General features: G+C 37.3%; 14 protein-coding genes. 9 read left to right on the top strand and 5 right to left on the bottom strand.

Going from position 1 to position 14117, the window contains the following annotated elements; genetic code table 11:
* Positions 1–34: 34 nt before the first annotated feature.
* Entirely contained in the window at positions 35–1099 is a 1065-nt protein-coding gene (locus tag K348_RS0116005) for a tyrosine-protein phosphatase (RefSeq protein WP_231496815.1), read from the bottom strand.
* A gap of 221 nt (positions 1100–1320) precedes the next feature.
* Here K348_RS0116005 and K348_RS0116000 point away from each other — a divergent pair, with 221 nt between their 5' ends.
* From K348_RS0116000 to K348_RS0115975, 6 genes are all read left to right on the top strand, one after another.
* Positions 1321–2280 carry a tyrosine-protein phosphatase gene (locus K348_RS0116000; protein ID WP_029906511.1) on the top strand — a complete coding sequence of 320 codons (960 nt, stop codon included), beginning with the start codon at positions 1321–1323 and terminating at the stop codon, positions 2278–2280.
* Positions 2281–2515: 235 nt separating this feature from the next.
* Complete coding sequence (locus K348_RS0115995) at positions 2516–2923, top strand: DUF5856 family protein (protein ID WP_029906509.1); 408 nt, start codon at positions 2516–2518, stop codon at positions 2921–2923.
* A 152-nt stretch (positions 2924–3075) separates the two neighbouring features.
* Complete coding sequence (locus K348_RS0115990; RefSeq protein ID WP_029906508.1) at positions 3076–4743, top strand: formate--tetrahydrofolate ligase; 1668 nt, start codon at positions 3076–3078, stop codon at positions 4741–4743.
* A gap of 19 nt (positions 4744–4762) precedes the next feature.
* Positions 4763–5599, top strand: coding sequence for an N-acetylmuramoyl-L-alanine amidase-like domain-containing protein (locus K348_RS0115985; protein WP_231496814.1), 837 nt, complete (start codon positions 4763–4765; stop codon positions 5597–5599).
* Positions 5600–5608: 9 nt separating this feature from the next.
* Positions 5609–6496 (top strand): CPBP family intramembrane glutamic endopeptidase, encoded by an 888-nt coding sequence (locus tag K348_RS0115980; protein ID WP_029906504.1) that lies wholly within the window; start codon positions 5609–5611, stop codon positions 6494–6496.
* A gap of 32 nt (positions 6497–6528) precedes the next feature.
* The gene (locus K348_RS0115975) at positions 6529–7941 is read left to right on the top strand and encodes an undecaprenyl-phosphate glucose phosphotransferase (RefSeq protein ID WP_029906501.1); all 1413 of its coding nucleotides are present in this window, start codon (positions 6529–6531) and stop codon (positions 7939–7941) included.
* 19 nt (positions 7942–7960) lie between these two features.
* On the opposite strand, the gene mltG is transcribed toward K348_RS0115975, so the two are convergent.
* Positions 7961–8980 carry an endolytic transglycosylase MltG gene (gene mltG, locus K348_RS0115970; RefSeq protein WP_029906500.1) on the bottom strand — a complete coding sequence of 340 codons (1020 nt, stop codon included), beginning with the start codon at positions 8978–8980 and terminating at the stop codon, positions 7961–7963.
* A 4-nt stretch (positions 8981–8984) separates the two neighbouring features.
* Positions 8985–10214 (bottom strand): tRNA preQ1(34) S-adenosylmethionine ribosyltransferase-isomerase QueA, encoded by a 1230-nt coding sequence (gene queA, locus K348_RS0115965; RefSeq protein WP_029906498.1) that lies wholly within the window; start codon positions 10212–10214, stop codon positions 8985–8987.
* Positions 10215–10299: 85 nt separating this feature from the next.
* On the opposite strand from queA, the gene K348_RS0115960 reads away from it, so the two are divergent.
* From K348_RS0115960 to K348_RS0115950, 3 genes are read left to right on the top strand one after another with little or no spacing between them, the layout of a single operon-like run.
* Entirely contained in the window at positions 10300–11349 is a 1050-nt protein-coding gene (locus K348_RS0115960) for a DUF2027 domain-containing protein (protein WP_029906496.1), read from the top strand.
* A gap of 33 nt (positions 11350–11382) precedes the next feature.
* Positions 11383–11970 carry an LEA type 2 family protein gene (locus K348_RS0115955; RefSeq protein ID WP_029906494.1) on the top strand — a complete coding sequence of 196 codons (588 nt, stop codon included), beginning with the start codon at positions 11383–11385 and terminating at the stop codon, positions 11968–11970.
* 21 nt (positions 11971–11991) lie between these two features.
* On the top strand, positions 11992–12270 hold the full coding sequence (locus tag K348_RS0115950; RefSeq protein WP_029906492.1) for a GNAT family N-acetyltransferase: 279 nt from the start codon (positions 11992–11994) through the stop codon (positions 12268–12270).
* 60 nt (positions 12271–12330) lie between these two features.
* Here K348_RS0115950 and K348_RS0115945 read toward each other — a convergent pair whose 3' ends face one another.
* Both K348_RS0115945 and K348_RS0115940 read right to left on the bottom strand, forming a co-directional pair.
* Complete coding sequence (locus K348_RS0115945) at positions 12331–13464, bottom strand: YARHG domain-containing protein (RefSeq protein WP_029906490.1); 1134 nt, start codon at positions 13462–13464, stop codon at positions 12331–12333.
* 8 nt (positions 13465–13472) lie between these two features.
* The gene (locus K348_RS0115940; RefSeq protein WP_029906488.1) at positions 13473–14114 is read right to left on the bottom strand and encodes a DUF3256 family protein; all 642 of its coding nucleotides are present in this window, start codon (positions 14112–14114) and stop codon (positions 13473–13475) included.
* Positions 14115–14117 lie beyond the last annotated feature (3 nt).

Below are 14117 nucleotides of genomic sequence, written 5' to 3'. Positions count from 1 at the left end.
ATAAGAAATCTGGAATAATGAGAGTATTCGAAAATTAATGGAGTAATATTTCCTTTAATCTTTTTCTCTTTTCAGGAGTGAGCCGGAGTTCGTTCAACATATATTCGTCTATCGATCCGCTTTTTTCCCGTATGCATGAAATACCGTATTTCAGATAAGAGAGATCCGTCTTGGTCAACATGGTCAGTGCTTCCTGACGGGATTCCGAGAGGCTGTCGGCATCACGTACAAGTTTTGTCCGGTTGATACCTATGGCCGATCCCATGTAATCGTCTTCAATTATATCCATAGGAACATCCAATGCGCGAAGCAAAAAGTATGTAGCAAGTCCGCTTTGGTCTTTACCCAGATAGCAATGGAAAACTACAGGATAGTTGTTCGGATCGCAGAGATAATCGAAGAAATGGGCGTATTCACGGGCAAAATTATTTACCATATCCTTGTATGTATCCTGGGTATAGATAATTGCATCGCCACGTAGAAACTGCCCGTCCATTACTTTTTGAGATATAGAGCCGTATCCTTTCATTGATATAGGTATTCGGACATTGTTAGCAGACTTGAATTTGTCGAGGACATTTCTTTTTACATCTTCCGAACGTAGATCTATTACTGTTTTTATTCCCAGTTTCGACAATTCCATACTATCGTGATCGGTCATTCTGTAAAAGCTTCCCGAACGGAATATTTTTCCCCAGCGTATAGTACGGTTATCATTGGTTATATATCCGCCGATATCCCTGAAATTTTGTATACTATCGAGTTCAAAAAAGCGGTTTGTAATGATGTTTGACACTGTTCCCCCGATTTTAAGCCGGAAATATTTCCGCTTTTCGATTGAATCGGACACATTGTCTATCATGGCAATGTAATCGTTTGAATTCACCGTAATGGAAGGAGTGGAAGGGAAGACACTATCGTTATCCGAAATAAATATTTCGGCAGGGACATTATCCGCTTCGGGAAATATTTCCCACTTGAGGATATAGTTCCCTCTCGTATCTCTTTCGCAAAGAGCCGTTACGGTTGGCTTGGATGTGCAATTGTAAAGAGATGCCAGCCCTGCTATACAAGCTAATAGTTTAAGTTTTATATGCATGTCAAACGTCTAAGTTACTCTGCTGTCATAGCAAAGATACATTAGTCAATCGTTTTTTTCAATAGTCTGCAGGCTTTTTGCAAAGATTTACCTTTTTTTATACTTTGAGGATTTAATACCATAATTGAAAATATATCAACTAATTGCGTATATTTGCTCTTCCTTAGCTATATGAAAGGGAAAAATATTCAAACATCACGACAGGGGTACCAGCGTTAAAAATGGATAAAGCTATTCGTAAAGCTCAGATAATACGGGAGAAGTATACAAAGGAAGCCAGCCTTAAAATAGAGGCTAAAGGTGCTTGGTCTTTGTATGCGGGAAGTTCTGTGGATAATATCAACAGGACGACGCCGATATTGTCAGCTAACGGAAGCGGCACCTTTTTCCTGAGTGTTAGCACATCTATCCGAATTTATTTCGAACTGGTTTCCGGTGATGAAAGAATCACATTAGCCGATCGCCATTTACCTATGACAGGGGGCTATAATTTCCGTGATCTTGGCGGCTTTAAGACAAAGGACGGACGTTATACTAAATGGGGTGTCCTGTTTCGTGCCGATGAATTATCTAATCTGACCGCCGAGGATGTCAAATATTTAGCTAGTATTCCTATTGCTTCGGTGATAGACTTTCGTGCACGTGCCGAGGCACGCCGGTCGCCCGACAGGTTACCTTCGACAGTCCATTTTAGATATCCTATTGCCATTACTCCCGGCAACCTTAGTCGAGAGGGCGTGCAGGCCAACATGCTGAAGACGAATATCGATTCTCATATGAAGAATATGAATCGCTTGCTGGTGAGCGATCCTGTTTGTGTGAGGGCATTCAGAATTTTTTTCGCAATTATCCAGAATAATCTCAGTTCTCCTTTAATTTTCCATTGCTCGGCCGGCAAGGACAGGGCGGGAATGGCTGCGGCACTCGTTTTGTTTGCACTGGGAGTAGATGAGGAAACGATAATGGAAGATTACCTGATGTCGAAAATATACCTTAGTGATAAATATGATGCTTTTATCGCAAAATATCCCCGTGCTGAATCTATATTTACCGTGAAGCGAACTTTTCTACAGGCAGGCCTAAACCAGATAAAAAGAGATCATGGCTCGATAATGAATTTTCTCACCAAAGAGCTGAAAGTAGACATCATAAAGATGAGACGGCTCTATCTCGAAAAATAAATCCTTTAAGTTCTTATTAACAGGCTATTAAATAAAATCGTCCGGACTCTATAAACAAATGGGAACAATCCGTTGTTTATAAACTGTATGTATTATATATAGATTCAACTAAAATATCTTATAGATTAAATTGATATTAACATTTAAATATTCAATTGTTAATATTTGGATTTAAATTTTACAAACATTATCTTTGTCTATATAATAAGAAACTAAATAAATAAATTTTATAATTATGAGCACATCTACATTAAAGGAAAAGAAAACTGCTACAACAAAGAATGCAGAAATCGGAACATTTTTAGGTAAATTATTTTCATTCAACAGTGCGTTGAAACTTCATCACTGGCATATTACAGGTCAGGGAAGCTATGCTGCACACATCGCTTTGGATCAGGCTCTCGAGGACTTGCTTGACGTTACAGACCGATTGGTAGAAACTTCGTATGCAGTGAAAGGTGATATCGAAATCGTTATCCCTGAAACAAAAAATCCTTCGAATCTTGTGCAGTACGCAGAAGATTTCTTCAAATACACTGAAGACGGAAGAGAATTGTTTGCAGAAGCATTTACTCAGGCAATAATCGATGACTATCAGGAAGCAATCCAACAGTTGTTGTACCGTCTGAAAAGATTACAATAATCTGTAATCAGAAGATATTCGAGACAGGGGCTATTTTATAGTTCCTGTCTTTGTTATATAATGTTATGTCGCAAATTTACATAGGGCATGCGGCTGATAGACATGATAAAAATTTATATCTTTGTTGACCTAAAAAAATGCAATAATATAGAATGAAAACGGACATTGAAATAGCGAGAAGTATAAAACTGGAACACATTTCACACATAGCGGAGAAAGCGGGAATCGATGAAGAAGAAATTCATCAGTATGGTAAGCATATAGCTAAAATACCTGTATCTCTTATCGATGAACAAAAGGTAAATAAAAGCAATCTGATTCTTGTAACAGCTATTACTCCCACTAAAGCCGGTATCGGAAAAACGACAACCTCTATAGGCCTTGCCTTGGGATTAAACAAGATAGGTAAAAATGTAGTTGTAGCATTACGCGAGCCTTCACTCGGCCCATGCTTCGGCATGAAAGGCGGTGCAGCCGGAGGAGGATATGCGCAGGTGTTACCAATGGAGGATATTAATCTGCATTTCACTGGTGATTTCCACGCTATTACATCTGCTCATAATATGATTACCGCATTACTCGATAATTACCTTTACCGCAGCAGAGGTACGGATCGTTATCTGAAAGAGGTTGTTTGGAAGAGAGTTTTGGATGTGAATGACCGTAGTCTACGTTATATAGTTACAGGACTGAACGGCTCAGAGAACGGTGTACCCACTGAATCGGGCTTTGATATTACACCGGCTTCGGAAATTATGGCAATTCTTTGTTTGGCAAAAGACCTTGAAGACCTGAAAAGACGAATCGGAAAAATTATCCTCGGTTACTATGCAAATGGAGAAGTGTTTACAGTGAACGATCTTGAAGTAGCAGGCTCCATCGCTGTCTTGCTAAAAGATGCAATAAATCCGAACCTTGTACAAACAACCGAACATTCGGCTGCAATCATTCACGGAGGCCCTTTCGCGAATATTGCTCATGGCTGCAATTCTATAATAGCAACTAAAATGGCAATGTCACATGCCGATTATGTTATTACAGAAGCCGGATTCGGTGCGGACTTAGGTGCAGAGAAGTTTTTCAATATCAAATGCCGTAAGGGAGGTATCAGCCCGAAACTTACTGTAATTGTTGCGACGACTCAAGCTTTGAAAATGCATGGAAATGTTCCTGTAGAAAGTATCAAAGAAAATAATATGGAAGGCCTTAAACGCGGCTTTGCAAATCTGGATAAGCATATCAGTAATATGAAATCATTCGGACAAAGCGTGATGGTGGCCCTTAACCGGTATGGGTTCGACTCCGATGCAGAGATACAAGCTATAAAAGAACATTGTGAAAAGCAAGGAGTAGGCTTTGCATTGAATGATTCTTTTACAAAGGGTGGGGAAGGCGCAGTAGATTTTGCAAAAAAGGTAGTTTCCCGTCTACTAGAAAACCCTTCTGATAAATTGGATTTTACATACGAAAATGCAGATTCCATCGAAGAAAAAATTAATAAAATTGCTAAGAATATATACGGAGCAGCTTCTGTAAGAATAGAGAATAAGGCGAGAAAGAAATTGGAGAAACTTGAAAAGCTTGGATTTAGTGAATATCCGGTATGTATAGCTAAAACTCAGTATTCTTTTTCTGATAATGCCCACGCTTACGGAGTCCCGACGGATTTTGTAATAAACATCAATGATATAATTATAAATAACGGAGCAGAGTTTATAGTTGCTGTAGCAGGCAGCATCATGCGTATGCCGGGGCTTCCGGCTGTGCCGCAGGCAAAGTTTATCGATATAATCGACGGTAATGTTGTAGGATTAAGTTGACATGAGAACAAGTAGGTTAATGATATTCATTTCTTTTGTTTTGACTTCTTTTTCGGTCAAAGCGGGAGATATTATATCCACGCCTGCCGATATAAATATCTATAAGTCCTATGTAAAGCAGTTTGAGGGACAGAAGGAAAAGCCGATAGCTGAAATATTGATAAATACCGCAAAATATTTTCTGGGAAAGCCATATGTCGCTTCTACATTAGAAGTATCGGGCCCGGAAAGAATGGTTATAAACTTGCGTGAATTCGATTGTACTACCCTTGTTGAAAACTGTATTGCTCTATCTCAGGTAATAAAGTCGGGAGATACATCATATAAAAACTTTATTGATAAATTGATGATAATCCGCTATAGGGGCGGAGAAGTTTCCGGATATACCTCACGGCTTCATTATACTACCGATTGGATATATGAAAACGAAAAACGGGGTCTATTTAAAGATATCAGTGTTGAGGTAGGAGGTAAGAAGACAGCAAAAGCAATTGATTTTATGACTACTCATCCTCATTTGTATAAACATCTTGAAGATGATACAGTTAATGTTAGTAAGATGAGGAAAATTGAGAATGAAATCAATGAAAGAAATTCATATTCTATTATTCCGGTGTCTGAAATAGAAAACAAGCAGGAACAAATTAGGAATGGCGATATTATTGCTTTTGCCACATCTATTTCCGGTCTCGATTATTCACATATAGGCATAGCTTTTTGGCAAGCCGGAGAGCTACATTTTATCCATGCATCGAGTAAATATAAAAAGGTAATTATAGAGAAGAAAACACTTTTATCGTATTGCCAGGATATCAAAAGCTGTATGGGAATAAGTGTACTTCGCCTAAATAATTGATTAATAGTTATGGAAGACAACAAAGGCATATTGTATAATATGGGAGGCTGGTCACAGTTTTTCTTCTTTTGCTTCTTGTCCTTTAGTGGAATGATAATGTTTGCACTTGTTGCAGGGCTGTTTATGAATACCGAACAGATGCTTAGTTCGGCACCAACGTTGAGATTGGCGCAGACTCTGCAGACAATTTTTATGTTTTTGTTTCCTTCAATAATATTTGCATTTTTTTATTATGGTAAACCTAAGATTTATCTGAAGGCAAATAATAATCCGAATCCTTCATTCCTTATTTTTGCTATTTTACTTATTCTGATTATCCAGCCTCTGATCAGTTGTTTAGGATATTATAACCAACAGATAATTGTATCTTATCTTCCGGAATCTTTCGACTGGATTATAAAATATGAAGAATCTGCTGAAAAATCATTTAATCTATTGTTTTCAGACAGATCCGTGAATGGCCTGATATTTAATTTGCTTGTAATTGCGGTTGTAGCGGGGCTTGCCGAAGAGTTATTTTTTCGGGGGTGCTTGCAACAGATTATGCAACAGATAGTAAAGAATAAGCATGCTGCTATATGGATAACTGCTATAATTTTCAGTGCTATTCATTTTCAGTTTTTCGGCTTTGTACCGCGTATATTACAAGGTGCGCTTCTCGGTTATATATTTATATGGTCGGGGAGTATTTGGGCTCCAGTAATTGTACATACAGTTAATAATGCTTTTAATGTGATACTTCTTTACTTACTTTATGGTACTCCGGAACTGGAACAATTGAATAATTTCAGTTTTACTCAATACATATGGTATGTAATTCCAAGTCTTGTATTATCGTGTTTGCTATTGTTTATTATATACAGAAAGAGAATAATTAGTCCGGAAATTGAGAACTAAATGTTATCTTTGCGTTTTGTAAGATTTACACTATGAATAGTGCCGATAGAAAAGAAGGTTATGGATATCTTATAGATTGGATAATTCGTTTTGGCGATTTATTCATCATAAATATTTTCTTTTTGTTAGCCTATCTCTTTGCCCACAATAATAATGAAATATTAGATAATCTGCAGTACAGGGAAAAGATTACAGCTTTTCTTATGATCAATCTGTGCTATTTCTTAGCTTCTTCTTTTGTACGTTTTCATATAACTTCTAATATCGCATATTTGGATAAAATTGTGCAGAGGTCGTCTGGTTTTATCACTTTATATGCACTTTTGATTACTGTTGGTTTTTCTATTTTCAATATAATCAGCATACCCGTGATTCCATGGATTGTCGGCTTTTTTATTCTGGGAGCATTAGTAATCGGATGGCATGTCCTTTTCAGGGTGACGTTGAAATCTTACAGACGGAAAGGATATAATTACAGACAGGTCGTAATAATCGGAGCAGGATCTAGTGCGGTAAAAACATATGAATCCCTTATTTTTAGCGATTTTGGATATAAAGTCTTGGGCTTTTTCGATGATGATGAGAAAAAGAGGAATAATCTCCCTAATTATTTAGGAAAAATATCAGACCTTGAGTTATTTATTGAAAATAAACGGGTTGATGAAGTATTTTGTACTATTACCGGTAATGATGATGATTTGATCTATGACCTTATTAGATTTTCAGAAAAAAACATGATACGTTTTCATCTGGTACCGGAATTTCATAAATATATAAAAAGACGTTTTTCTCTACATTTTATCGACTCTACACCTGTATTGAGTTTACGTTATGAGCCTTTACAGCATTTCTCCAATAGGTTTATAAAAAGAACTTTCGACCTCATCTTCTCCGGACTTGTATTAATATGTGTATTTCCTCTTATTTATCTTATTTTCGGAATAATAATAAAACGGACTTCTCCCGGACCTATCTTTTTTAAGCAAAAAAGAACAGGTATAAAAGGGAAAGAATTTTATTGCTATAAATTCCGCTCGATGAGTTTAAATGAAGAAGCAAATAAAAAGCAAGCTACTGCAGATGATCCCCGTATAACTAAAGTCGGGGCTTTTATGCGAAAAACAAGTATAGATGAACTTCCTCAGTTTATTAATGTTTTCAAGAACGATATGTCGGTAGTGGGACCGCGTCCGCATATGCTTCAGCATACCGATCTTTACAGTTCGCTAATAGATAAGTTCATGGTACGCCATTTAGTTAAGCCGGGAATCACAGGCTGGGCGCAAGTTACAGGTTGTCGTGGAGAAACAAAGACTGTCGACGAAATGGAAGAACGTGTAAAAAGAGATGTCTGGTATCTCGAAAACTGGACTTTCTTCCTCGACCTGAAGATTATCTACCTCACTATTGCAAATGTCTTTAAAGGCGACGAAAAGGCCTTTTAATTATTTATAAATTTCTTTATTAATATATTCCTCGTGCATTTAACGCATTCCGGTATTTTGTGGCATTTCTTTGATGTTCGGCAAATGTTTTGGCAAAATTGTGCCGTCCTGAGAAATCTTCTTTTGCACACATATACAAATAATCGCTTTTAGTATAATTAAGTACGCTGTCTATTCCTTTTATAGACGGTATGCGGATAGGCCCGGGTGGTAGCCCGGTTTGCTTATAGGTATTGTAAGGAGAATTCACTTCCAGATGCTTATTCAATATACGGCGAAGACTGAAATCCCCGACTGCAAATTTTACGGTAGGGTCAGCCTGCAAAGCCTGTCCTTTCCACAGGCGGTTAAGGTATAATCCTGCTACAATCGGATATTCGTCTGCATAAGTACATTCTTCTTCTACTATAGAAGCAAGTGTTGACACATCGAGCGGAGTCAGATTAAGTTCTTTAGCCAGTTCCTGCCGTTTAGGATTCCAAAATGAATCGTATTCTTTTTTCATCCGGTCGAGAAATTCGTTTATAGTGATATCCCAATAAAATTCATAAGTATTCGGGATAAACATCGCTACGATATTTTCATTCGTAAATCCATATTTCTCTTGTATTGCAGGGTCGTTTAATGCATATAACAGCCCTACTTCTTTTATCATCAACTGTCCGGCAATCCGTTTCGCAAAATCCTCTTTTGTCCTGATATTATTAAATTTCAGTTTTAATGGAGTTTGGTTGCCGCTCCGTAAATTACGTATCAGGTCTAAAATATTCATTTCCGGTTTTACTGCATAACGACCGGACTTTAAGTTATCCTTGTAGCCCATTATCGATGAAAGCATTTCGAAATTAGACAGACTCTCTACTTTCGCACTATCCTTCAGTTCGCCGATTAAAGTGTTATAATCTTTATTTTCGTCAATATAAATGTATACGGTCTTATTAATATCGAAGCCTGTATTAATAATACTGTAGCCATATACAGCCGCTCCGATACCCACAATAATAAGGGTAATAAGTATATACAATAATTTTTTCTTCATCTTTTTAGTCTTTTAGCAATAACGAACTATCCCCGTAACTTAAGAAGCGATAGTTATAATCGAGTGCATGTTTGTAAATTGTTTTCCAATTATTGCCTTTTATAAATGCAGATACCAGCAACAATAATGTGCTTTTAGGCTGGTGAAAGTTAGTAATTATTCCGTCAACTATTTTATAATCATATCCGGGAACAATAATTATCTGCGTTTCGGCAATAAGCGTGTTAAGGTTATGTTTATTTAGATATCCAATTATATTTTTTAATGCCTTTTTTGCGGTGAAATCTGCAACTTTATCATTTTCATAGGGTTGCCACTGAAACACTTTTAACTCTGTATTATGACTTTCCTCTCCCAGTATTTTCCCTATATAATAAAGGCTTTCCAGTGTGCGTACCGATGTTGTGCCTACTGGAATGATTTTACCTTGGTGATCAAGCAATTGTTCGATTACCTCTTTTTTTACAGAGATAAATTCGGAATGCATTATATGGTCTTTTACATCCTCTGTCTTTACCGGTCTGAATGTTCCTGCACCGACATGCAGGGTTACTTCGTTTGTTTTTATCCCTTTATTTTTAAGAGCCTCAAAAACTTCGGATGTAAAATGCAGGCCTGCCGTTGGTGCTGCTACCGAGCCCTCAATTTTTGAGTAAACAGTCTGATAAGTCTGCTTATCCTGTTCTTCTGTATTACGGTTCAGATAGGGTGGGATAGGAAGTTCTCCTGCTACATCCAGTATTTCCGAAAAGGTAATATTTTCGTTATTCCATTCAAATTCTACGATGTGTGAATCGCCGTTTGTCTGGGTGCGCTTTGCACTAAACTTTATAGTATGATTATTTATAGTCAATTCCCTGATTAAATCACCTTCTTTCCATTTTTTGAGATTACCAATCAGGCAAACCCACGAACACTTATGTGTTTGCTGAAAATTAAGCTGGTAATCGTTCGGAAAATGTGGTTCAAGGCAGAATATCTCTATCCGTGCACCGGTGGATTTCTGAAAGTGCACGCGTGCCTGAATAACTTTTGTATTATTGAATATCATCAGGCTGTCGTCTGGTATATAATCGGGCAATTCCTTAAAATGGGAGTCTGTTATCTGTCCTTCTTTATAGACAAGGAGCTTTGATTCATCCCTTTTTGCCAATGGATATTTTGCAATACGATTGTCTGGCAAGTCGTAATTATACTCGTCGATTCGTATATTTTGTAGATCTGATACTGCCACTTTGATTTTTTTTATCCGACAAAAATAAGCAACTTTGTGTGAATAAAAAAGCTGAATGTGAGCTTAGAAAGATAAATTAAGATTTATGAAAATAGGAGATAAAGTCCGTTTCCTGAATACGACAGGTGGTGGTATAGTAAAAGGCTTTCAGGGGAAAGACATCGTATTGGTGGAAGACGAAGAAGGATTCGATATACCTGTCCTTATACGCGAAACAGTGGTCATAGAGCCCGCTAAGGATGTTCAGGTAAGACAAACTTCCAAACCGACAGAAGAACTGCAGCAGAAAGCCGTAATCGGCAAAGTGGAAGAACAATATGAGGATTATAAGATAGAGGAAACGAAAGAAGGTGAGCAATTATCCGTTTATCTGGCTTATTTGCCTGTGGATATAAAAAGTCTTAGTACGACCACATTCGAATGCTATCTTGTAAATGATAGTAATTATTTTCTCTCATTCAATTACATGAGCAGGGCAGATGAAGGATGGAAAAGCCGGAATGCCGCTACAATCGAGCCAAATACGAAGCTTTTCATCGACGAATTCGATAAAAGTGAATTGAACGATTTAGAACGAGTCTGTCTGCAGTTTTTCGCTTATAAAAAAGATAAAGCTTTCGCACTGAAAAATTCTTATTCTGTAGAAGTGCATCTCGATACAGTAAAATTCTATAAACTTCACAGCTTCAAAGAAAATGATTATTTCGAAGATGAGGCGATAATTTATCCGATAGTTCGTCGCGATCTTGCCGAACGGGAACTCATTATTTCTGCAGAAGAAATAGAGAAGGCGATGAAACAAAAGGAAGAAAAGCGGCCGCGTATACAGCCTATTGAGAGAAAAGAAAAAAGTGCAATTCTCGAAATAGACTTGCATGCGGATGAACTTTTAGATAATACGAATGGTTTATCATCTGGTGATATCCTCGAATACCAATTGAAGAAATTTAATGAAATAATGGAGGAAAACAGGCGGAAGAAAGGGCAGAAAATCGTTTTTATACATGGTAAAGGCGACGGAGTGCTTAAAAACGCCATATTGAAAGAACTAAACACAAAATATAAGTCGGTCTACTATCAGGATGCTTCATTCCGCGAATATGGATATGGGGCCACGATGGTAACGATAAAATAAGATTGATTTACTACACAAACTAAATTATTGAAAATGAAGAAGAGAATTTTTGCGGCATTAGTTGCTGTTTTTATATTGGTCGGTTGCGATAGTGTACAGCAGGGACTCAGAAGTACTTATAATTTAATCAATTGCGAATATAGTTATAAATCGATTACAGGACTGAGCGTGTCGGGAATGAACCTTTCCAACGGCCTTTCTGTTACTGCAATCCCTAAAATAACATCCATTCTATCGGGAACAGCTACATCCATTCCGCTGGATTTTACACTAAATCTGAATGTAAAAAATCCGAACGAATCGGCTGCTTTACTTCATGGGTTACAATATATAATCAGCATCGACGATATCCAGTTTACTACAGGTGCCGTTAATCAAACGCTGAATATAGGTGCGGGGCAAACTCAAACCCTACCGCTCACGATCGGAGTAGATCTGGCAACACTCATGAAAAATAATTCGAAAGATGCAGTTGTAGATATCGCTAAGAATTTTATCGGGATGGGTTCTAAAAAATCAAATGTTTCTCTACAGCTAAAGCCAACATTTATGATTGGCAACACTCCGGTTTCATCACCGGTTTATATACCTGTGAATTTTAGTTTCGGAGGAAGTAAATAATCATATTTAAACTTGTGTCATATGGAATATAAGGTAATACATAATGAAGATAAAAGCTGTTTCGAAGCCGAAGTAGAAGGTATGGTTTCGGTAGTGGACTACACAAAAAGGGAAAATGTTCTAGTCGTTACACATACGGGTGTTCCTCCTCAACTGGAAGGACGCGGAATAGCTGCGGCAATGACTAAAACCATGCTGGACTATGCCCGTGATAAGGGATATAAAGTGCGCCCGGTTTGTTCATATACAAGGACATATATATTGCGTCATCCTGAATATCAGGATATAGTAGCGGATTGAAGCGATTTTAAAAAAATCACTAAGTCGATAAAGGCAGATAAACTAATTATCTGCCTTTTCTTATTTCGAGTAACGCATCACCCAATCTTGTTCTTCTTTTGGTAATTCGGATAAAACGGCTTTATAATTTGAATCAGGTTTGTACCATATTTGTCCGGAATAATACTCTTTCAATTCGGGAGATGAAAATATATATCCCCTGCGGGCAAACGGCAGGTTTTTCAATATTTTTTTAGACGTTTCGTCTGTAGTTGAAATACTATAATCTTCAGATTCGATAAGGGTATATGAAATATATGGTGTTTCTTCATAATTGAAAGGTGTGGGAGTGAAAGCAATGGCGCGGAACGATCTGATTGCCAGTTCTGCTTTCGGTCTGAAATTCTCAGCTTTATATATAATCTCTCCGTTTCTGATCATGAATCTGGTGCGTGTTTTTTCCTGTTCCGGTGTTTCCCTGTAGTCAATATACGGCTCGCTTGTTATACTTAGCTTATTGCCGTGAATATCCCATTTTGGATTATCTCTAAAAGGATTATCATCAATGTAAAAGTCCTGAAATTCGCCCATATCGATTATCAGGGTAAAATCATCTATTTGTTTGTTCCCCCAGCGTATGGCTGCTGTCAGTATATAGTCAAAAGAATAGGCATAATCTACACTAGTGGACAAATCGCAGGTATATGTGTGCTTTAAAGTATTTAATCCTTTCTTAAAATCTGCGTTGAAATGATAGACATAAAAGAAATCTGCGCTCATCCATCCATGATCTTCCAGTGATTCATTCATCTGTTTGCGTGTTATTCCTTTAAATTTTCCATTTTGGTAATAAACGCTGTCCTTTACCATTGCGACTTTATATGGTAAAGATGATTCATTCATCTTCACGGTAAAATCATATATATTGGGATGCCGTCCGTTTTTTGGATTAGGGTTTACATCCCCGCCGGGGGAAAAAGCCTCAAAGCCTACAACCACTTGTTTAGTATTACCCGGATTGTAAAATTCGTAATATACATCTACTTCAACCTGCTTTCGGTTTTTCCGCTTTATTGAGAGTATTTCTTTTTTTACTGTTATGTCGGTTTCAGTTACAGGTATAAGCTGGTTTCCACTGACATAGTAGGCTCCGTCATTAGCATATGCTATAATCGATAAAAAGAAGAAAAGTAAAAGATGTGTAAGGTATTTCATGCATTATTTTATTTGTAGGAAGATTTATCCCAAGTCAGTATCTTGGGCTTTTCGGTAAGGTATGGTTCTAATTTTTTATAATCTTCTTCCGACAGATAACTCTTTATATTGTATGTAATCGTCAAATTGTTGTCAGTAGGGGATAAGTCTATTTTCATAGGGTTCATATCCAGAGCGGTGTAAGCATTTATAAAATCCTGACTATTGTGGTCTGTTCCCTCTTTAATAAACCAGTTTTTATCTTTACCGGGGAACAATTCACTTTGATTTATCGGCAGCCATTTTGTAGTATAGAATTGCATACGGCTGTCGCATACACTGTCTTTAGTACACACTGTTTTTACTACACAGATTATTTTTGAGTCATTGATCAATGGTAATAATTTTATTTGTGTAGTGCCCGATTCGGACGTCTGTAATGAAATAAAGTCCGGTGAAATGGCTAATCTTTTTATATCTGCATAAGTTCCCTTGTCTATAGTTATTTCGGTGGTGTCCGAAGGATCGGATATCAATAATTCTTTTTGTGCCGCTTCTAATCCGAGAATAATGTCATCAGGCATTGAAAGAATAACATCTTTGATCTCCTGTGCTGATAAGGAAGTTATGCCTGTTATTAGAAGAACTATTGTGAAGAATAATTTTTTCATTAC

Origin of the sequence: Prevotella sp. 10(H), from assembly GCF_000711235.1 — a bacterium.
In the GTDB taxonomy this organism is placed as follows: Bacteria; Bacteroidota; Bacteroidia; order Bacteroidales; family Dysgonomonadaceae; genus Dysgonomonas.
This window is presented reverse-complemented; position numbering and strand designations above follow the sequence as displayed.